Source organism: Microbulbifer maximicatervae (SeqCode) (assembly GCF_052467065.1).
On sequence record NZ_CP174299.1, the window covers coordinates 3,083,452 to 3,102,257 of the forward strand.

Annotated in this window: 17 protein-coding genes and 1 other RNA gene; 8 read left to right on the top strand and 10 right to left on the bottom strand. The window is 52.4% G+C overall.

Going from position 1 to position 18,806, the window contains the following annotated elements; genetic code table 11:
- Nucleotides 1–28: 28 nt before the first annotated feature.
- Complete coding sequence (locus ACJJI1_RS13670; protein WP_444957002.1) at nucleotides 29–943, bottom strand: RES family NAD+ phosphorylase; 915 nt, start codon at nucleotides 941–943, stop codon at nucleotides 29–31.
- A gap of 1,242 nt (nucleotides 944–2,185) precedes the next feature.
- Here ACJJI1_RS13670 and csrA point away from each other — a divergent pair.
- Nucleotides 2,186–2,374, top strand: a complete 189-nt coding sequence (gene csrA / locus ACJJI1_RS13675) for a carbon storage regulator CsrA (RefSeq protein WP_444894824.1) — start codon at nucleotides 2,186–2,188, stop codon at nucleotides 2,372–2,374.
- A 124-nt stretch (nucleotides 2,375–2,498) separates the two neighbouring features.
- Here csrA and ACJJI1_RS13680 read toward each other — a convergent pair whose 3' ends face one another.
- The 4 genes from ACJJI1_RS13680 to ACJJI1_RS13695 all read right to left on the bottom strand — a co-directional run bounded on the left by ACJJI1_RS13680 (nucleotide 2,499) and on the right by ACJJI1_RS13695 (nucleotide 7,804).
- Complete coding sequence (locus tag ACJJI1_RS13680) at nucleotides 2,499–2,915, bottom strand: DUF6746 family protein (RefSeq protein WP_444894823.1); 417 nt, start codon at nucleotides 2,913–2,915, stop codon at nucleotides 2,499–2,501.
- Between the two features lie 404 nt (nucleotides 2,916–3,319).
- Nucleotides 3,320–4,591 (bottom strand): adenosylmethionine--8-amino-7-oxononanoate transaminase, encoded by a 1,272-nt coding sequence (bioA, locus tag ACJJI1_RS13685; RefSeq protein ID WP_444942457.1) that lies wholly within the window; start codon nucleotides 4,589–4,591, stop codon nucleotides 3,320–3,322.
- A gap of 40 nt (nucleotides 4,592–4,631) precedes the next feature.
- Entirely contained in the window at nucleotides 4,632–7,082 is a 2,451-nt protein-coding gene (locus ACJJI1_RS13690; protein ID WP_444957003.1) for an ABC transporter permease, read from the bottom strand.
- Nucleotides 7,082–7,804 carry an ABC transporter ATP-binding protein gene (locus ACJJI1_RS13695; protein WP_413664779.1) on the bottom strand — a complete coding sequence of 241 codons (723 nt, stop codon included), beginning with the start codon at nucleotides 7,802–7,804 and terminating at the stop codon, nucleotides 7,082–7,084. The genes ACJJI1_RS13690 and ACJJI1_RS13695 overlap by 1 nt, the downstream gene beginning before the upstream one ends.
- 45 nt (nucleotides 7,805–7,849) lie before the next feature.
- On the opposite strand from ACJJI1_RS13695, the gene ACJJI1_RS13700 reads away from it, so the two are divergent.
- Together ACJJI1_RS13700 and ttcA are read left to right on the top strand one after the other, a co-directional pair.
- Complete coding sequence (locus ACJJI1_RS13700) at nucleotides 7,850–8,518, top strand: arylesterase (RefSeq protein ID WP_282931664.1); 669 nt, start codon at nucleotides 7,850–7,852, stop codon at nucleotides 8,516–8,518.
- A gap of 120 nt (nucleotides 8,519–8,638) precedes the next feature.
- Nucleotides 8,639–9,556, top strand: coding sequence for a tRNA 2-thiocytidine(32) synthetase TtcA (gene ttcA / locus ACJJI1_RS13705; protein ID WP_444912358.1), 918 nt, complete (start codon nucleotides 8,639–8,641; stop codon nucleotides 9,554–9,556).
- Here ttcA and ACJJI1_RS13710 read toward each other — a convergent pair.
- Entirely contained in the window at nucleotides 9,441–10,142 is a 702-nt protein-coding gene (locus ACJJI1_RS13710) for a hypothetical protein (protein ID WP_444935259.1), read from the bottom strand. The two genes, ttcA and ACJJI1_RS13710, sit on opposite strands and share 116 nt — an antisense overlap.
- A 114-nt stretch (nucleotides 10,143–10,256) precedes the next feature.
- On the opposite strand from ACJJI1_RS13710, the gene putP reads away from it, so the two are divergent.
- From putP to ACJJI1_RS13725, 3 genes are all read left to right on the top strand, one after another.
- Nucleotides 10,257–11,723 carry a sodium/proline symporter PutP gene (gene putP, locus ACJJI1_RS13715; RefSeq protein WP_444957004.1) on the top strand — a complete coding sequence of 489 codons (1,467 nt, stop codon included), beginning with the start codon at nucleotides 10,257–10,259 and terminating at the stop codon, nucleotides 11,721–11,723.
- Nucleotides 11,724–11,875: 152 nt separating this feature from the next.
- Entirely contained in the window at nucleotides 11,876–12,388 is a 513-nt protein-coding gene (locus ACJJI1_RS13720) for an O-acetyl-ADP-ribose deacetylase (RefSeq protein WP_413664781.1), read from the top strand.
- A gap of 107 nt (nucleotides 12,389–12,495) precedes the next feature.
- Nucleotides 12,496–12,960 (top strand): Mpo1 family 2-hydroxy fatty acid dioxygenase, encoded by a 465-nt coding sequence (locus tag ACJJI1_RS13725; protein ID WP_108732210.1) that lies wholly within the window; start codon nucleotides 12,496–12,498, stop codon nucleotides 12,958–12,960.
- Nucleotides 12,961–13,010: 50 nt separating this feature from the next.
- On the opposite strand, the gene ACJJI1_RS13730 is transcribed toward ACJJI1_RS13725, so the two are convergent.
- On the bottom strand, nucleotides 13,011–13,496 hold the full coding sequence (locus ACJJI1_RS13730) for an Lrp/AsnC ligand binding domain-containing protein (RefSeq protein ID WP_108732211.1): 486 nt from the start codon (nucleotides 13,494–13,496) through the stop codon (nucleotides 13,011–13,013).
- A 195-nt stretch (nucleotides 13,497–13,691) separates the two neighbouring features.
- On the opposite strand from ACJJI1_RS13730, the gene ald reads away from it, so the two are divergent.
- Nucleotides 13,692–14,837: an alanine dehydrogenase gene (gene ald, locus ACJJI1_RS13735; protein ID WP_413664782.1), complete on the top strand. Its 1,146-nt coding sequence runs from the start codon at nucleotides 13,692–13,694 to the stop codon at nucleotides 14,835–14,837.
- A 292-nt stretch (nucleotides 14,838–15,129) separates the two neighbouring features.
- On the opposite strand, the gene ACJJI1_RS13740 is transcribed toward ald, so the two are convergent.
- The 3 genes from ACJJI1_RS13740 to ACJJI1_RS13750 form a co-directional block, all read right to left on the bottom strand.
- The gene (locus tag ACJJI1_RS13740; RefSeq protein WP_444957005.1) at nucleotides 15,130–16,485 is read right to left on the bottom strand and encodes a substrate-binding domain-containing protein; all 1,356 of its coding nucleotides are present in this window, start codon (nucleotides 16,483–16,485) and stop codon (nucleotides 15,130–15,132) included.
- A 258-nt stretch (nucleotides 16,486–16,743) separates the two neighbouring features.
- A complete protein-coding gene (locus ACJJI1_RS13745; RefSeq protein ID WP_413664784.1) occupies nucleotides 16,744–17,460 on the bottom strand; it encodes a 16S rRNA (uracil(1498)-N(3))-methyltransferase in 717 nt (238 codons plus the stop codon).
- A 53-nt stretch (nucleotides 17,461–17,513) separates the two neighbouring features.
- Complete coding sequence (locus ACJJI1_RS13750) at nucleotides 17,514–18,374, bottom strand: 6-carboxytetrahydropterin synthase (RefSeq protein WP_444957006.1); 861 nt, start codon at nucleotides 18,372–18,374, stop codon at nucleotides 17,514–17,516.
- 134 nt (nucleotides 18,375–18,508) lie between these two features.
- On the opposite strand from ACJJI1_RS13750, the gene ffs reads away from it, so the two are divergent.
- Nucleotides 18,509–18,606, top strand: an RNA gene (gene ffs / locus ACJJI1_RS13755) — signal recognition particle sRNA small type.
- The last annotated feature ends 200 nt before the right edge of the window (nucleotides 18,607–18,806 follow it).

Below are 18,806 nucleotides of genomic sequence, written 5' to 3' on the forward strand. Positions count from 1 at the left end.
GTGTCACCTGGATTTGCTTGTTAGGTGCTCATTTTTTCAGGTTAATTGTATTTAAAAGTGCATTCGGATCGTTGTCTTGCCTGGTTGCCTCTTCATATTCTTCTTTATTCATACCATAGAAGCCAACAACCTGGTTGTGCGCATTTTCTAACCAAATGAAATTGCCATTGTCATCTATGCGCTTTGCTGATTTTTCAATCGTAAACTCCATTAGTCCGTATTCTCTACTTTTCCCCATTTTAATGATGAGGCAGCTTACATTATGAAAACTATCATCTGAGGGGGTGGGTTTGACAGCAATATTAAAACCACCTTTATCTCTAACGCTGGGATATACAATGCCGTGAGCCTTATTTCTTGCATGAATTGCTTTACCTAAAGCACGACTAAAAATGTATCCGTTCTCTCTAGCATTTGGATTAGCTAAGATATTGGCAAAGAATTTATCGATGTAAATATATATGAGAGCTTTCTCATATCCTATTGAGTTCAGCAACTTGGAAATTGTTCGATCAGGATCAACCCCAGCGAAGTGCATATAACCACACTTTTGTACATTTGATAGCTCGCCAATCACAACTAGTCTCACAGGGTTTTCATCGAGAACTCTAAATCCTGCTAGTTGAACACGTTGTCCCGGTTTTGCTTCAATTTCAGCTAACGCTGTTTCCTGCCGTGCTGAAATATAAAAGCAAGGTTCACCAAGATCATTTAGTCTTCCATGTTTTTTAACATGCTTGGGGTTCGGATAATCTATTTCCTCAATGTTTTTATAATCTTCATCAACAATTTTTCTTCCTCGCCAGAAAATGCTGCCGCGCCCAAAGTCTAGTGAAAGTATTTTGTATTCTGTAAATAGTGGTTCGATTGAATAGTAGAACTCAGCTTCACTTTTTGAACAAAGAGCAGATTTAAAGATCCTTTCACATTCATCTAATGTCATTTTTAATTTCGATGTTGAAGTAGGTTGCGCTTAATATTTATATAGTATCAGTCGAGTCATTATTATCATAATTGTTGTTTCAGAATCAATTTATTCGCAACAGTAAAAATTTTCATTTCAAATTAGATGCTTAAAGTATTCTTATACGCTCGTGCAAAATGTAAAAATGATCGCTTTGACAACTATCCCAATTTTGGTATTCGTCTGTAACCCATTGATTTTAGGTTGTTTTTTTGGGGGGGGTATATTCTGGTTCTACAATGTAACAGGCAATAAGATCGCAAACCCATAAGCGAGTGCTTACCAATGTTTTTGGGCTGGTAATGGTTTTTTTGGGGCGGAAGGTGGTTAAGATATCGGGTAGGGTGGGGTACAGGCCCAGAGAGTTGCTTTGTGTAGGCCGCTGAAGAGGGTATTTCGCATACTGAATATTCTGGGTAGTCTATTTGCAAATAAGGGGTATTGCATCAGATGGCTTTGATCTTCAATGATTGAAAAAAATAATACTAAAAGTAGATAGGAAATCGACCGAAGCCTCATAGCATGTGCTAAAAGCTTGTATAAGATTTAGTCTGCTGATAGGTTTTCTTATTGAATATGGAGGATAATTGAAGTGGCAGTATTGATGATATTTTCTTTTGAGTGCTAGGGCGAAAGGGGGGGGAGGTAGTAATTTAAGTGGCAGTTCTTATGTGAAACTGAAGTTTTTTCAAAAAGACTAAAAAATATAGGCACAAAAATAATCTTATTAGATTTTATTAGGATTGTTTTAGTGTCAAAGCCACGTAAAATCGATAGATATTTATTGGTAGTTTGGCCGCGATTAAGAAGCTATCTAAAGGCAATAATCAAAGCAGCTCGGTTCAAGAGTATCGAGAGTATCAAGAATCCAAGAATTTTCTTAAGACCACCCCTCAAAGGAGAACGGTAGCGTGAAGTAAGAATAAGTAAAAGGCGCTGACCCAAGGTGCTGGAACACCTGGGGCCAGCTAACCAAGTTGATAATCACAGTATCAAAGTGGCTATATGCATAGTACGCTAGAAACCCGCTCGTCTTCAATAAAGTGGAGCACAATCAGCGGCTTGGAGAGATTCTTCAAGCCCTGGGGGCGTTGCGTCTGCCTTTTCTTTTTCTATGCCTACCGTTCTCGCGCACCACCTCGCAGTTACTCAAAACATTTCTATTCAAGCTTTCCCTTTGTGGAAGGTCTATCCATGGTTTGAGTATCAGTAGGAAAAAATATGTTGATCTTAAAGCGCCGTACAGGCGAAAACTTATGGATTGGAGCGAATGTCTCAATCACTGTATTAGAAGTTAAGGGCAATCAGGTAAAGATAGGAATAATTGCTCCAAAATCCCTGCCAGTACACCGCGAGGAGATTTATGTGCGGATCAGACAGGAAGGAAATCTGGTCAGTGGGAATCGTTGAGAAGTTGATCGAGATTGTGGCGGGGTGGTGTTGCTATGAAAGCGCTAACTACTGTTAGTTAGCGCTTTCAGTCGAGCCAATCGCTGCGATTAAGGCCGCTGGTTAAGCTCGGGAATGCTCTGTATTAGTGATGTTTATGCTTGAATCCAGCTTCAAACTTTTCTGCTAATTTAAAGTAGTGATTCAGATCCTTGCGGGTTTTTTCTGGGCGGTTGTTTTCGGAGTTAATGTGGATGTTCTCTACAACAACGGCGATGTCTTTTGCAAGCTTCTGTCTTTCACCTTTCAGGTTCTCAGCGAAATACTCAACACTTTTTTCGAGGGTGTAGGTGATGACATGAATCTGGTGAAGTTCAGCAGGATTCAGCTTTTGCTTGCTTTTAATTTCTGCTGTTTTCTCAATGAAAATCTTCTTGGCATCCTTCATAGAAGTAACGTCCGCTACTTTGAGATGCTGGATGGGCTTTTCGTCTGATGCGGGGCTAGCTTGAGCAGTGGTAGCAAAAGTAACAGCAAAAAGTAACGCAATTAAAGTTTTCATTTTTCCTCTCTAACGCCCAAACGCTAAGGGTTGATAAGGCATTGATCGGGCGAGGTGAATGCCTAACATTTTTCAGTGATCATTTTGGCCACTTTGATCGCTATCGTAAATGAGGATAACTATCATTAACATTCATGATACAGGAATTTTTAGGTGCTCAAAACACTTCGCGTAAAAATTGCGATCAAGCTGATCGAAATTTGTAAGGAATAAGAAAATTGAATCTGGAAAGGATGCGCAGGGGAGGGGCAACGGAGGTTTTTAGCCCGGAAGTGGCGCCTCCGTGTTATGGAATTTGATCTGTTAACCCTCTCTTCGCGGTAGCAAAGAGAGGGTTATTTATAGGATGAGTCGGTTAGTTCGGGATTATTGAGACCGGCTTCACAAATTAACTGGTACGGAGGCTAGGAAATCTCTCCCAGTACATCAACCATTGCCGAAGTTAATTGGCTAAGGTCTTCTTCCGAAATCACATAGGGCGGCATGGCGTAGACCAGTTTGCCGAAGGGACGCAGCCAAACTCCGCGTTCGATTAGGGCTTCCTGCACTTTGGCCGTATTTACCGGCTCGCGCATTTCCACCACGCCAATTGCTCCTAGGGCTCGAACATCGGTGACACCCGGTGCGGATTTTAATGGGGCTAGCTGTTCGGTCAGCTGTTGCTCGATTGCGGTTACTCGCTCCTGCCAAGGGCTGTTGAGTAACAATTGGATGCTGGCGTTAGCGACGGAACAAGCCAGGGGGTTGCCCATAAAAGTGGGGCCGTGCATAAACACACCGGCTTCCCCGCTGCAAATACCTTCGGCTACTTTATCGGTACAGAGGGCGGCGGCGAGGGTCATGGTGCCGCCGGTGAGGGCTTTGCCCAGTGTGAGGATATCGGGGGTGATATCGGCGTGCTCACAGGCAAACATTTTACCGCTGCGGCCAAAGCCGGTGGCGATTTCATCGGCGATAAGCAGTACGTTGTGCTCGTCGCAGAGTTCGCGCACCCGGCGCAAATAATCGGCAGAATAAAAACGCATGCCGCCGGCGCCCTGGACAATGGGCTCTAAAATAATCGCAGCGAGTTGATCGCGGTTCTCTTCTACTTGCTGGCGCAGTTCGGCGATATCACTGTCACTACAGGTACTACCAAATGGTGTTTGCGGAGCGGGTGCAAACTGGTGCTGGTTCAGATGCTCAGCAAACAAATGATGCATTCCGGTGACTGGATCACAGGTGGCCATGGCCCCGAAAGTATCACCGTGGTAACCGTTGCGCAGGGCCAGCAGGCGGTTCTTTTCGGGCTTGCCATGGGAGTGCCAGTATTGCACGGCCATCTTGATAGCCACTTCCACAGACACTGAACCGGAGTCAGCAAGAAATACCCGGTTGAGGCCGGCTGGAGTGATTTCCACTAATTTCTTGCACAGCTCGATTGCGGGCTCGTGAGTTAAACCGCCGAACATGACATGGGACATTTTGTCCATCTGATCGCGCATGGCCTGGTTTAGCTCGGGCACATTGTAGCCGTGCAGGGCGCTCCACCAGGAGGACATACCGTCGATCAGGCCGCGCCCGTCTTCCAGGTAAATACGTACCCCTTCGGCCCGCGTCACCGGGTATACCGGAGGCGGGTCGATCAGGGAGGAGTAGGGGTGCCAAATATGTTTGCGATCGAAATCCAGGTCCATAAAAACTAAATCTTTATTCTCAAGAGCCGATAATCATCAGTTAGGCCAGTTCGCGCAGTACTCTGAGCGGGGGCTGGCTGATCGAGCTGTAACAGGCCAGGGTACCGGCGGTGCCCACCAGTACTGCACCGGTGAGTGGTCCGGTTAGCCAAAGGACTGGGTGCAATATCACCGGCAGTTCAAAGACCCAATAAGACAGCACGGCCAAGGTGGCTTCCGCACCGATAGCCGCGAGCAAACCGGCGGCAAAACCCAGTAGGCCAAATTCCAGTATCAGGCTTCTCAGCAACAAGCGCCTGCGGCCTCCCAGTGTGCGGATAATTGCCGCTTCCTGCAATCGCTCGGCGATACTGGCGCGGACACCGGCGATTAAAACCAGGACCCCGGCAACCAGCATCAGGGCCATTACCGATTCGATGGCAAAGGACACCTGGTTAATGGTGTCGCGGATACGCTGGATGATCTTATCCAGCTCTATCACGCTGACGCTGGGGAAGGCGCGAACCAGGTCGTTGACCAGTAGCTTGTCCTCCGGTGGGAGGTAAAAACTGGTGATATAGGTAGCCGGGAAATCATCGATAGTGCCCGGTGCAAATATCATATAGAAGTTGGGGCGCATGCTGTTCCAGTCCAGCGAGCGGAAGCTGGCTACCGGGGCTTCTACTTCGAGGCCGCCGATAGAGAAACGCAATTGATCTCCCAGTGACAGTTCCAGCTGGGCTGCCAGCTCCACTTCGACTGAAACCCCTTCGCTGGCCTTGTCCCACCACTCGCCTTCCAAAATACGGTTGTCCGGCGCCAGGGTATCGGTGTAGCTCAGGTTTAACTCCCGGCGAACACCACCGGGACGATCTTTTTTCTCTTTAATCGAGACGCCGTTAATCGCCACCAAACGGCCGCGTACCATGGGGTAAAACTCGGTGCTGCTCACCTCGCCCTCTGCCAGCATGTTTTCCATGGTTGGAACATCGTGGGGGGCGATATTCAGGAGAAAGTGGTTGGGGGCTTTTTCCGGTAATTGCATTCGCCATTCGTCCACCAGGGCGGTGCGGGCAAAGACCATGGCCAGCATGGCCAATAATCCGGTGCCAAAAGCGGCAATCAATAGGGTGTTAAACGCGGCGCGGCGTTGCAGGCTGCCCAGGGCAATACGCCAGGCGCCGCCCAGGGAAGCCAGCTTGCCGCGCACCAGGAGTCGGTTAACCAGGGCGCTGCCTGCTACCAATAGGAGCATGCCGACAAACAAGGCGAGCGTCATAAGCAGACTGCCGGACAGCCACCAGATCAGAAGCAACATGGCGCTGGGGCCGAGAATCAACCCGAGCCATTCGCGTCTGTCAGGATTGCTCCAGTCGTGCCGCAGGGTTTGCATCGGATCTGTGCGCGCCAGGCGGAAAAGCGGCGGCAAGGCAAATCCCAGGGCGCAGGCGAGGCCGGTGGCGAGTCCAATCAGCAGTGGGCTCCAGCTGGTGGCCGGGGGTTGAACCGGGAAGAACCCTTCCATCAGGTTGACCGCCTGGCTCTGGATAAAGGTGCCCAGTGCCAGCCCGATAGCGGTGGCAATCAGGGTGAGGGCGGCCAACTGTCCCAGGTAGATACCGAGAATTTTGTTGCGCCCGGCGCCGAGGCTTTTCATTACGGCTACGTAGGCGCCGTGGCGGAGTCCGTAGCGTCTGGCTGCCAGGCCAACGGCGACACTGGCGAGCAGTACAGCCAGGCTGGCGGCGAGAAACAGGAAGGACTCGGCTCTGTCCAGGGCAGAGGCAACCCGGGGCTGGCCTTCGCGCAGGTCCAAAATCCGCTGGTGTTCAGTCAGCTGAGGTTTGAGCCAGTCAAAGTAATCCTTCAGGACTTGGTCATCACCGGCAAACAGATAGCGGTAGCGCACACGGCTGCCGGGTTGGATCACCCCTGCGGCGGGCAGGTCGGCGGTATTGGCTAGCAGTCGCGCACCCATATCAAACAGGCTGGTGCCCCGGTCGGGTTCCCGCTCCAGTATGGCTGTCACTTTCAGTTGGGTGTCGCCGAGGGCGATAGGATCGCCGAGCCGGATTCCCATCAAAGGTAGAAGGCGGGATTCCACCCAGGCTTCTCCCGGGGGAGGACCTTGTGGTGCCACTTCACTAGGGCCGCCCTGGGCCTTGCTGATTTCCAGTTGCCCCACCAATGGATAGCCTTTGTCGACGGCTTTGACCGAGACAAACTGGAACTGGTCGTTGGCGGAGATCATGGATGAAAACTGGACTATCTGGGCCTGTTCCAATCCCTTTTTGTCGGCTTCCTCCAGCCATGCGCTATCCACGGGTTTGCTGCTGCGCAGCACCCGCTCTGCGGCCAGGAAGGTGAGGGATTGCTGCTCCATGGCGCGGGTAAGGCGGTCGGTGAAATGGGCGATCGCAGTGACACAGGTAACAGCCAAAACCAGGGCCGAGGCAATCAGCGCCAACTCGCCACCGCGCCAGTCCCTGAACAGCAGTCTGAGTGGCAGCATCAGGCGGATACCTCCGACAGGTTGTCCCCGTCGATAAGCGGAGCGTAAGAATCTACAGCGCCTGCCGACATATGCAGGTGGGAGGCACAGCGCTCTGCCAGTCGCTGTTCGTGAGTCACCAGCACCAGGGTGGTGTCAGACTCTTCGTTGAGTTTAAACAGCAGGTCGATAATTTTGGCCCCGTTGCCGGCGTCGAGGCTGCCGGTGGGTTCGTCGGCAAAGAGGATGGCATCTTTGCTGCTAAAGCTGGCAAAGGCCCGGGCAATGGCCACCCGCTGTTGTTCACCGCCGGATAACTGGCGCGGGTAGTGGCGTAGTCGCTGTTCCAGGCCCACCCGGGCGAGAAACTCTTCCGCCCGCTTGGCGGCGCCCCGCTCACCGCGCAATTCGCTCGGTAGCATCACATTTTCCAGGGCGGTAAGGCCGGGCAGCAGCTGGAAAGTCTGGAATACAAAGCCCACGCAGCGGGCGCGCACCGCGGCGCGCTGCTCTTCGTCCATGGCGGTGATCTCGTCACCCGCCAGCCAGATCTTGCCCTCGGTAGGTTTGTCCAATCCCGCCAGCAGGCCGAGCAGGGTGGACTTGCCGGAACCTGAGGCCCCGGTCACAGCGAGGCTCTCGCCACGGGCGACTTTCAGGGAGATATTGTTTAATAGGGTCAGTGGCCCTTCGCTGGTGGAGACCCTGTGATAGAGGTTTTCTGCCGTGAGAATGGCGGACATACTGTATTCCCTTTGCGGATACGCGAGATTTTTGGAGAGTATGACATGACAACAGCCTTTTTTCGGCAGTTACTGACTCGGTTCGGCTTGGTGCTGATGCTGTCGGTCCCCAATCTGGCACTGAGTGCCAACAAGCCCGGCACTCTGCTCGTATTAGGGGATAGCATAAGTGCGGCCTACGGTATCGATGAGGAGCTGGGCTGGGTCAACCTGTTGCAAGAGCGCTTGCAGGAGAAGGGGCGCCCGGTGAAGGTGGTCAATGCCAGCATCAGTGGGGAGACCTCTGCAGGTGGGCTGACGCGGCTGCCGCGCCTGATGGAAGAGCACAATCCCCAGTGGCTGATTGTCGAGTTGGGCGGTAACGACGGTCTGCGCGGCTACCCACCCCAGAGTTTGCAGCGCAATTTGCAGCAGATGGTCAAGCTGGCTAAAGATTCCGGGGCCGAAGTCCTGCTGTTGGGGATGCGTATCCCACCGAACTACGGCCGCGCTTATACCGAGGCTTTTGCCGCTGTATTCCCCAAAGTAGCCAAGGCCGAAGAGGTCGCCCTGGTGCCCTTCCTGTTGGAAACCGTGGCCCTGGAGCAGGGCGCTATGCAATCCGACGGTATCCACCCCACCGCTAAGGCGCAGCCGGCCCTGCTGGATCATGTCTGGCCCTGCGTGAAGTCCCTGTTGGGTGAGAAGGCGGCTGGTGAGTCGTGTACTCCGTGATCGAAATGCGTACAATCGCGCCCCCAGGAACAGGAAAGCCTGGATCTGGTCCCAAAGTTTAAGGTTTTGTGCCGGTACTCTGGGCCCGGTCACTGGTCGCGAATGAGTTAGAGAGACACCATGCCCGAATTGGAAAACCGCCGCGAGCGGCTCGAGTTTAATAAGCTGCAAAAGCGCCTGCGCCGCCATGTGGGCCGCGCCATCGCCGACTTCAACATGATTGAAGAGGGCGACAAGATTATGGTCTGTTTGTCCGGCGGTAAGGATTCCTACGCCATGCTGGATGTGCTGCTGAATTTGCAGAGGACAGCGCCGGTTAACTTTGAACTGGTGGCGGTCAATATGGATCAGAAACAGCCGGGCTTCCCCGAGCATATCCTGCCGGAATACCTGCAGTCTCTGGGTGTTCCCCACCATATTGTCGAGAAGGATACCTACTCGGTCGTGAAGGAAGTGGTGCCTGAGGGCAAGACCACTTGCGGGCTCTGCTCCCGTCTGCGCCGTGGCACCCTGTATGGCTTTGCTGAAGAAATTGGCGCCACCAAGGTGGCACTGGGCCATCACAAAGACGATATCGTCGAGACCCTGTTCCTGAATATGTTTTACGGTGGTCGCCTCAAGGCGATGCCGCCCAAACTGCGCGCCGACGATGGCCGCAATATCGTGATCCGTCCGCTCGCCTATTGCCGCGAAGAGGACATCGCCCAGTACGCCGAGTACAAGCAGTTCCCGATTATTCCCTGCAACCTGTGCGGCAGCCAGGAGAACCTTCAGCGCCAGGCGATCAAGCAGATGGTGCGGGAGTGGGATAAGAAATTCCCAGGCCGCAGCGAGAATATTTTCGCCGCGATTACCCGGGTGTCCCCGTCACAATTGGCGGACAGGGACCTCTACGATTTTGAGAGTCTGGAACTGGATCGCTCTACGCCGTCGGCTGTCGAGCGTCCTGACCATTCAATCCAGCGCCAGGTGAATTCTTGGGAGCCTGAGGATGCTCAGGAAGTGGAGCCCCAGTATATCGAGGCGCTGAATCTGTAGGATCTGCACCGCTGACCAGTTGCGCGTAACTGCATTCAAAGTCCCGGGGACTGGCACTGGGCCCGTGGTGAAAGTGCTGATGCCAGAGGCGCGCCATATTGGCCACGTCTGAGGTTTCCTCCTCCTGGATCTTGTGCACCTCGGCCGACCTGTAAATCAGCCAGGCGATGGCTGTGGCATAGCGCAGGTTGGTGGTCAGTTCGCTGTGGGGGTGATCGAGAAAATCCCGCTGGCTCGCCAGCCCCCGCACTTTTGAGGCGAGGCTTGGGTGATCGATCAGGTATTGATCCCAGATTTCCCGGTGGGTGTGGGGCTGGATTTGGTAAATACCCAGCCCGTGGCGCCGTCCCTGTTTGAGGTGGAAGCCCAATTGTGACTCCTGGGCGGCGGTTCCCAGAAGGAGATTCTCCATGCCCTGGCTCCAGGCTCTCAAGTGCTTGAGGGTTGGACGGATAACCTGGAGTCGGAGCTCGTCCAGACAAATGCCCATAGTGTTGTCTTTTTTTCTGTAGTTGTATCCAACATATATGTAGTTTGCTGATTGAGTCGGCGCCACCTTATGGGTAGATTTACGCGCAATAAACATAACAATTTTTAGGTGGTGCTCTTTCCATAGCTCAATGCGCTGAAAAATTGAGCAGGAAAACGCAGACTATTCCCGCGCCAAGTACCACCCCAGTTTGATCAGAAGGAATCCCTTATGGCCGCCGAGTGGCTGATCGCCCTTACTTTTGTCGCCTATTTGGCGTTGATTGTTGTTATCGGTATTTACGCCTATATGCGTACAAAAAATGCCAGCGACTATTTCCTCGGTGGCCGTTCCCTGCCGCCGGCTGTGGCGGCCCTGTCTGCCGGGGCCTCGGATATGAGTGGCTGGCTGCTCCTGGGGTTGCCAGGCGCGGCCTATGCGGCGGGGCTCTCTGCCGGTTGGATCGCAATTGGCCTTTTCTCCGGCATCGTTCTGAGCTGGGTGACAATGGGCCGGCGCCTGCGCATCTACACCTATGAGCTGGACGACTCCCTAACGGTGCCAGCTTATCTGGATCGTCGGTTTAAGATGGGGCACCCCTATCTGCGCACCGTCTGCGCGATATTCATCCTTCTATTTTTCCTTTTCTATGTGGCTTCGGGCCTGATTGCCGGCGGCAAATTGTTTGAAACGGTGTTTGGCTGGGATTATCGCTGGGCGGTGATTATCGGTGCGGTTGCCGTTATTTCTTACACCCTGTTTGGCGGGTTTTTGGCGGTGTCCTGGACCGATGTGTTCCAGGGACTGCTGATGAGTGCGGCGCTGATTGCGGTGCCTCTCGTTGTTATTTCTGACCAGGGTGGTTTTTCTGCCAGCTGGACTCGCCTGCAAACGGAGATGCCACAGCTGACCCATTGGATGACCGATAACACCGGGCAAACCTTAAGCCTGGTGGCGATACTCAGTTCCCTTGCGTGGGGACTGGGCTACTTCGGCCAGCCGCATATCTTGGCGCGATTTATGGCGGTGCGCAGCCCTAACGATATTCCGGTTGCGGCGACAGTGGCGGCGGTTTGGTCCCTGGCCGGTTTCTTGGGTGCAATGGCGGTAGGCCTGTTTGCCCACCTGGAAATCCAGCAGAGCCTGCCAGATGGCGAAACTGTGTTTATGGAAATGGTGCAGGTGCTGTTCCATCCGCTAGTTGCCGGTGTTCTTTTGGCGGCGATTCTATCTGCCATTATGAGTACGGCAGACTCCCAGCTGTTGGTGTCCTCGGCTGCGCTGGCGGAGGATATTTACCACGTTTGGTTTGGTCGTGAGACCACTCCGGAAGCCATGGTGAAAGTGGGGCGCTGGGCGGTGGTTGCTCTATCGCTGATCGCTGTGTGGATTGCGATGGACCCGGATTCCAAGGTTCTGGATGTGGTGAGTTACGCCTGGGCTGGTCTGGGCGCTGCCTTTGGCCCGGCGTTGTTGATCAGTCTCTACTGGTCCCGTATGACCGGTAGTGGCGCTATTGCCGGTGTTATCGTTGGCGGCCTCACCGTTGTGGTGTGGGAGCAACTCTCCGGTGGCATTTTTGATGTTTATGAGCTGTTGCCGGGTTTTGTTTTCTCTTCAGCTGCTATCGTGTTAGTGAGCGCGCTGACGAAGTGCCCGGAAGCCGTTGCCTCACAGCACCGCAAGTTGCTTGGTTGAGGGGGCAGGGCAGGACTTGAGCCCGAGCGACTCGCTCGGGCCGAGACAGACCAGCCGCGCTAGGGACGCATCTCTGGCAAAGGTGCGACTGTTGTGAAGTGAAATGGATTTCCATCCGCAGCAATTATTCAAATAGCGGTTGGAGATGCTGAGTGATCAAAGTTCATCTCGGTGATATCACTCGATTGCACGTCGATGTAATCGTCAATGCTGCCAACAGCCGTCTCTTGGGAGGCGGTGGTGTCGATGGGGCCATACACCGCGCAGCGGGGCCCAATCTACTGGAGGCCTGCCGCAGTTTGGGCGGTTGTCCTGTTGGTGAAGTGCGCGCCACTGGCGCTTATTCCATTCCCGTAAAACGTATCTACCACACGGTTGGGCCTGTTTGGCGCGGCGGCAGTTTGGGTGAGCCCGAGCTGCTCTCCAGCTGTTATCGGCACTGCCTGGCATTGGCTCGGCGCGAAAATATGCGCTCGATTGCTTTTCCGGCGATCAGTTGTGGCGTTTACGACTACCCCCCGGAGCTGGCCGTAGAGGTGGCTGTAGAGCAGGTGCAGCAATTTCAGGAGAAGGAGGGGGCGCCGCAGCAGGTTGTATTCTGTTGTTTCGATAAATCGATGGCGGATCTCTATCTATCCCAGTTGGATGCCTACGTTAGGCGCTAAAAGCCACGTTTTGTAGGCCTCGTGGTATTTTCGGCCATTGATTGATATCCATGGGTTGGGGATTATTATTGCTCTGACAATAACAATATAAGAATGAGGAGATTGTCATGCGCAGTGCCCAGCAGTGGTTTTCCGAGTATGGTGAGAGTCATCAGAATCCGATCAACAAATCCATTCATTGGATTGCTGTTCCCGTAATTTATGCAACTGTGGCCGGACTTTTGTGGGCAGTTCCGCAGCCGGAATTTATGGCGACAATTCCCTGGCTGAACTGGGCTGTCGTGGTGACAATCCCGATTCTTCTGTTTTATTTCGCGATGTCGTTTCCTATTGCCCTGGGAATGACGGGGTTAACGGTTCTGTGTTTGTGGGCTTGGTCGGTATTGGAGCGCCTGGGGGTGCCCATCTGGCAGACGGCACTGGCCCTTTTCGTGATCATGTGGGTATTCCAATTTATTGGTCACCATATCGAAGGCAAGAAACCCTCTTTCTTTAAGGACTTACAATTCCTGTTGATCGGCCCCGCCTGGGTGATTGGTTTTATTTACCGGAAACTGGGCATTCAATACTGATTGTCGGTTTATGCAGATGAGTGGCTGCGGCCACTCATCGATCTATCCCGCTATCGGTTGTAGTGAACCGGTACTTCTAATGTCTCTTTGACTTCTTCCATCACCACATAGCTGGTGCACTCCTGCACCTCCGGCAGTGTCAAAAGCGTTTCGCCATAGAACTTGCGGTAGGCACTCATATCCGCCACCCGGGCTTTGATCAGGTAATCGAAATTCCCGGATACCAGATAACACTCCTGCACTTCCGGCAGGGCGGCCACGGCGTTGCGAAATTCCTCAAAGGCGTCCTGTGCGGATCGATTCAATCTGATCTGTACAAAAACCACCAGGGCAGCATCGAGGTACTCCGGGTTGATCAAGGCGGTGTAGCCCTGAATAACATTGTCATTTTCCAGGCGCTTGACCCGTTCGACGCAGGGGGTCGCGGTCAATCCCACCTGTCGGGCCAGCTCGGCATAGCTGGTTCTCCCATTCTTTTGTAGAACACGCAATATGTTCCGGTCGATGGTACTTAGCTCTCCCGCACGTTTGCGCATAACTGCTGACTCCGAATTGGTCGACATGGTCAAAAAATAGACTTGGCGACAGGGTTATTAGTGGATTCCACTAGTTTTATCAAAAATCTACTAAATATCCACTTCTTATCTGTTCTTATACTGGGGAAAACATAGAAATTAGGTACTCCTATTTGATTAAGGCAGTACCGAGCGCACAGAGCGAGGAGAAGGAAAATGTTGATTGGCGTCCCTAAAGAGATTAAGAACCACGAGTATCGTATTGGCCTGACGCCGTCGAGTGTTCGCGAACTGGTTGGCCACGGCCACCAAGTGATCGTACAGAAGGATGGTGGTGCCGCTATTGGTTTCCCCGATGAGATGTACGTTCAAGCCGGCGCCAAGATTATCGATACTCCGGAAGAGATTTTTGCCACTGCCGATATGATCGTCAAGGTAAAAGAGCCCCAGCCCCACGAGTGCGAAATGCTGCGCCCTGGGCAGGTTCTGTACACCTATCTGCACCTGGCTCCAGACCCCAAACAAACTGAGCTGCTGGTGAAATCCGGCGCTACCTGCATCGCTTATGAAACTGTAACCGACCGCTTCGGTGGCCTGCCTCTGCTGGCGCCTATGTCTGAAGTTGCCGGTCGTATGTCTGTACAGTGCGGTGCCCACCACCTGGAAAAAGCCCAGGGTGGTCTCGGCGTACTGCTCGGCGGTGTTCCCGGTGTAGCTCCCGCTAAAGTCCTGATTATCGGTGGCGGTGTTGTTGGTACTAACGCAGCGAAGATGGCCCTGGGTATGGGTGCTGACGTTACTATCCTCGACCGTTCCCTACCGCGTCTGCGTCAGCTGGACGATATTTTCGGTGGCGCGGTTCGCACTGAGTACTCCACTAACGATGCTATTGAAAAGCACGCATTGGAAGCTGACCTGGTTGTTGGTGCGGTTCTGATTCCTGGCGCGGCAGCCCCCAAACTGCTGACCCGCGACATTATCAGCCGCATGAAGAAAGGCGCAGTTGTAGCTGACGTTGCTATTGACCAGGGCGGTTGTTTCGAGACTTCCAAGGCGACTACTCACCAAGAGCCTACTTACGTAGTTGATGGTGTCGTTCACTACTGTGTTGCCAACATGCCCGGCGGTGTAGCTCGCACCTCCACTATGGCCCTGAACAATGCCACCCTGCCTTTCGCGGTAGCCCTGGCAAACAAAGGTGCCAAGCAGGCACTGTTGGACGACTCCAACCTGCTGGAAGGCCTGAATGTTCACGCTGGCATGGTGACCTACCAAGCCGTAGCCGACGTATTGGGTTACGAGTTTGTAGATCCCAAACTGGCTCTGCAAAAACAAGCAGTAGCGGAAGACGCTGTAGCTTAATTACCCCCGGTGGCCGCCTGTGGGCGGCCACATTGTAAATAAGCGGTAACGCGCTTGTTGTTGGGAAGTTTCCCCCGGAGCGCTCTTTGCGTTCCTCTCTGTGAGACCTGGTGGCATAGCCACTAATTGATAGCCGCGTGTTTACGCGGCTTTTTTATGCGCGTTATTTATGCTTTAGAAAAAGCTGGATGTGTTGTTTAGGGAAAAACTGGGGAAGAGGAGAAGGAAAAACAGAAAGGGTGCTGAGGGACTTCCTTGTCGCCTCAAGAGGGAGAGGGGTTTAGGGCTAGGGTTAAATAACCCAGATTTCTACCCGGCGATTTTTTATCTTTGAGCTGGAGTTGTTGGAGGCTACCGGCAGATAGGCACCAAAGCCCTGAACCGGTGCTGTATTAATCTGGTGATCCCTTAGAGCGGAGCGAACGGTAACTGCGCGTAGTTTTGATAAAACGATTGAGCGCCCCTCACTGACTTTTTCATCGCCAAACCCGATCAATAGTAGTCGCTTGTGGCTGTTCTCAGGCTTTTGCATAAAGCGGACAAGTCGCTGTATATCCTGTTTTGCCTTGTTATCTAAAGAGGCGCTGCCTTCAGAGAAACGGAAGTTAATGCTCAGGCGCTCTGCATTTTCCGTTAATTTCAGGTATTCGCTGGGCCCATCTCGGTTGGCTTCGGGTTTTACACCGATTGGCGTCTGCGCGACAAATCCAGTGGCCTTTACCAGCTCCTGCCCCTGCTCGCTCTGCACAAAGTGCAGGAACTCTTCGGCGACGGGTTTTAAACCGTAAGCAGCGGTATAGAGAAATAGACGGCGGGAGAGGGGGTAATCCTCGGTTGCGATTGTCAGATGCTCTGGAGCTTGCGGTTGGGTGTTCTGATCGGATACTGACACTGCCTTGGCCCGTCGAATAGACGCCAAGCCGACAAACCCAATACTGTTGGGATTCGCCGAAACACGGTCTGACAATTGATCATTCGATTCGAAGCGTTTTGCATTAGTAATAAGGGAGTGCTTTTTCCCGAGCACTAAGCTTTTAAACGTATCCCAGGTACCGGACTGATTATCTCTCGCCAGAACTTTGATACGACCTTTCCGCCCGCCCACTTCAGACCAGTCGGTAATTTTCCCGGAAAATATTGCTGCTATTTGTTGCAGGGTTAATTGAGTAATGGGGTTTTGAGGGTGAACAATAATGGCGAGTCCATCGATGGCAATAACATGTTCTGCACCTTGACCGCGCATATCTCCAAAGCGACTCAGCGCTGCGTGCTCAGCATCTTTTATTGGTCGCGAAGCCATGGCGATATTGGCCTGGGACCGTTCAAGGCCTTTAAATCCAGTGCTTGAACCGTGTGCCGCAATATCGACATAAATTTTATTGCCACCGAGATCCCCTTGCACTCGAACCTCATTTTCTGTCCCTAAAGGGATAATCTCCAGATTACTGCCACCACGGGCTTCGAGGTAATCGCTCACCAGGTTGGGCGCCAGCTTTGCGCCGACAGTATTAGAGCCGTGTAATGTAAAAAGCAGGCCCGATGTATCGGGAGGGAAGCGGGTTTGGGCTGTGGAAGTTGCAGCAGCCAAGGCCACCCCAAGAAGAAGGAGGGAAAGGGTTTGCTTTAGCCGGCTTAAGAATACGCTCATAGTAATTCGACCGTAAGGTGGTAAAACGAGGGCGCAAAATATGACTTAATTGTGACAAATTGATGAAATATTGATTGCTAAATTACGCAATTGTCTCATCGTGAGAGGTAGGTAACTTTAGCGGGGTTTATTTGAACAATTGAAGTATGGGTGGTTAAGCTTTCGTAAAAGCTTGCTCTATGTTTTAAAACACAATAGATCAAACAGGTGTTTAGAGACCCCGTGAAAGTGAGTTAGAGCCTCAAAAATTTGAGTAATTTAAAAAGCGGGAAATAACCGGCTAATTAGTACTGGTAGTGCAGTTTCTACCCGCAAAATACGTGGACCCAGGTGAACGGATTGAAAGCCTGCTTCCTGGAGCTTCTCGACTTCATAACTGATAAAGCCGCCTTCAGGGCCAATGGCTAAAGTGGTCGGTTGCTTTATGTCCACAGGGCAAGCCGTTCCCCCTACTGGATGGGCCACCAGTTTACGAGAGTCACTGGAAAGGGAAGGGAGCTCGTCTTCGACAAACGGTTTAAAGCGTTTACGCAACAGAATTTCCGGCATTTGCGTATCGACAGCCTGCTCGAGTCCGAGCAGGCATTGCTCAAAGAGTTTGTCTTCCTGCAACCAAGGGGTTTGCCAGTAAGACTTTTCGACCCGGTAACTATTGATCAGAACCAGTTTTTTGACCCCGAGAGCAGTCAGGTGCTGGATAACCCGCTTGAGCATTTTGGGGCGAGGCAGGGCCAAAATAAGTGTGAGAGGTAATGGCTGGGGCGGATCGATTGCGAATGCCACTTCAAGCTCAACGCACTTCTCGTCGAGCGTAACAATCTCGCCACTACCTATTTGCCCGTCGAGCAGTCCGACACGAAGTTGTTGTCCCGGTGCTGCTCTGTGAACCTTGGTGATATGCTCCAGCTGGCGTCCACTCAGGCGGACGCGATTGGGACTAATAAAGTCGTGCTTTTGTAAAACAATCAGGTTCAAAGTCGGGCGCCTTGGTACTTCAATTTATAACGGTGTCGGTGCTATGGGCTGGATTAGCTGATTTGAGCTGAAGCAATCGCGCCTTTGCCAATACCTTCGTAGGCTCTTACGGTAATCGCTTTCCCCGGTTCTTTTGCCGCCAGGGTGTTGGCGATATATTGGGCCAACTGCTCCACCGTGGTATCACAGTCAAGAATTTCACAAACCTTGGCAGGAATGGAAAGGGTGAAGTTTCCCTGTTGTGCGCTGTAAGCAAAGTTATGGATTTCCTCACCGCGATCATCGACAGTGGTTGAAACCAGATCCTCGCGAGTGCCGAGGTAGATATCTTCCCAGCGCTCAGCCCAGTACTTTTCCAGCTCTGCATTGCGTTGGCCACCCGTCATGACCTGAATTCGTGAACGGTGTCCATGGGCGATACGCTGGCAGTTGCCAAGGTGTTTCTTCAGGCCATGGCTGTAGTGGTAGAAAGCATCTTCAATCACTTCACAGTGGAAGCTGAGTTTGAGCTTCTCCACGCTATCGGGGAAGTGGCTGGCCAGTTGCTGGACACACCAGACGGCGACGCTCTCAGGAGTAATTACCTCGGCGTCCACTAAGGCGAAAGCTTGTTCTGGACCTGACACTTTAATAGAGGCCCCGCTTTCCAGTAGCCAGGTCAGGTTAACCTGGTCTCCATTGTGCTCCAGGGTCAGTTGGGGTGAGCGGGTAGGTACCAGGAGGCGGTGGTCGACTTGATCATCCAGCCAATGCCTCAGGGTCTTTTTCACTATGCCAAAGTCGCAAACCATCCCCTGTTCATCCAAGGCGCCATCAAGGGCTGCGTTTGCCAGCCAGGTCTCGCCTACGATGCCTCGTTTTGAGTCGAGGTAGCTGAAGTCAACGTTGGTTAAATTATCGACAAACAAGTGCATGAGTAACTCTTTGCAGGGGGTGAGATAGTAGTCGTTTATTATAACCTGTTAATAGGGCTGGATCTTATTCGTTTATGCCTCTATAATCGCGCCCTCTTCGGATGCACTGGCACCGAAGATCGTTGTGGCGGCCCTCCCGGTCCCCTCGCAATGAGCAGCTGTGAACTCCGCCAGGCCCGGAAGGGAGCAACGGTAGCAGTGGTATCATGTGCCGAGGGTGTTGCTGGTTGGGCTGCCTCCAATCTCTCCCTTCTTTGTTTCAAAAATCATCCCCTGAAAAATCCCCGTTGAGAGTGTTTTGCTCGACCGTGTCCTGGGTTTTTACTCTTTTCCTTACCAAATTTTTTCCCGCAAAGACGATATAAAAGGGGATTTTGTGTCGATCTGGCTCGATCTTCGGCCTTGCCGTCGCTGATTGTGTGGGGCTTATGC

Bases quoted from the DNA above. Each gene is read 5' to 3' on its own strand.
- ACJJI1_RS13680 (WP_444894823.1), bottom strand. From the start codon at position 2,915: ATGAAAACTTTAATTGCGTTACTTTTTGCTGTTACTTTTGCTACCACT.
- bioA (WP_444942457.1), bottom strand. From the start codon at position 4,591: ATGGACCTGGATTTCGATCGCAAACATATTTGGCACCCCTACTCCTCC.
- putP (WP_444957004.1), top strand. From the start codon at position 10,257: ATGGCCGCCGAGTGGCTGATCGCCCTTACTTTTGTCGCCTATTTGGCG.
- ACJJI1_RS13710 (WP_444935259.1), bottom strand. From the start codon at position 10,142: ATGTTTATTGCGCGTAAATCTACCCATAAGGTGGCGCCGACTCAATCA.
- ald (WP_413664782.1), top strand. From the start codon at position 13,692: ATGTTGATTGGCGTCCCTAAAGAGATTAAGAACCACGAGTATCGTATT.
- ACJJI1_RS13740 (WP_444957005.1), bottom strand. From the start codon at position 16,485: ATGAGCGTATTCTTAAGCCGGCTAAAGCAAACCCTTTCCCTCCTTCTT.
- ACJJI1_RS13690 (WP_444957003.1), bottom strand. From the start codon at position 7,082: ATGCTGCCACTCAGACTGCTGTTCAGGGACTGGCGCGGTGGCGAGTTG.
- ACJJI1_RS13725 (WP_108732210.1), top strand. From the start codon at position 12,496: ATGCGCAGTGCCCAGCAGTGGTTTTCCGAGTATGGTGAGAGTCATCAG.
- ttcA (WP_444912358.1), top strand. From the start codon at position 8,639: ATGCCCGAATTGGAAAACCGCCGCGAGCGGCTCGAGTTTAATAAGCTG.
- ACJJI1_RS13670 (WP_444957002.1), bottom strand. From the start codon at position 943: ATGACATTAGATGAATGTGAAAGGATCTTTAAATCTGCTCTTTGTTCA.
- ACJJI1_RS13730 (WP_108732211.1), bottom strand. From the start codon at position 13,496: ATGCGCAAACGTGCGGGAGAGCTAAGTACCATCGACCGGAACATATTG.
- csrA (WP_444894824.1), top strand. From the start codon at position 2,186: ATGTTGATCTTAAAGCGCCGTACAGGCGAAAACTTATGGATTGGAGCG.
- ACJJI1_RS13700 (WP_282931664.1), top strand. From the start codon at position 7,850: ATGACAACAGCCTTTTTTCGGCAGTTACTGACTCGGTTCGGCTTGGTG.
- ACJJI1_RS13750 (WP_444957006.1), bottom strand. From the start codon at position 18,374: ATGCACTTGTTTGTCGATAATTTAACCAACGTTGACTTCAGCTACCTC.
- ACJJI1_RS13695 (WP_413664779.1), bottom strand. From the start codon at position 7,804: ATGTCCGCCATTCTCACGGCAGAAAACCTCTATCACAGGGTCTCCACC.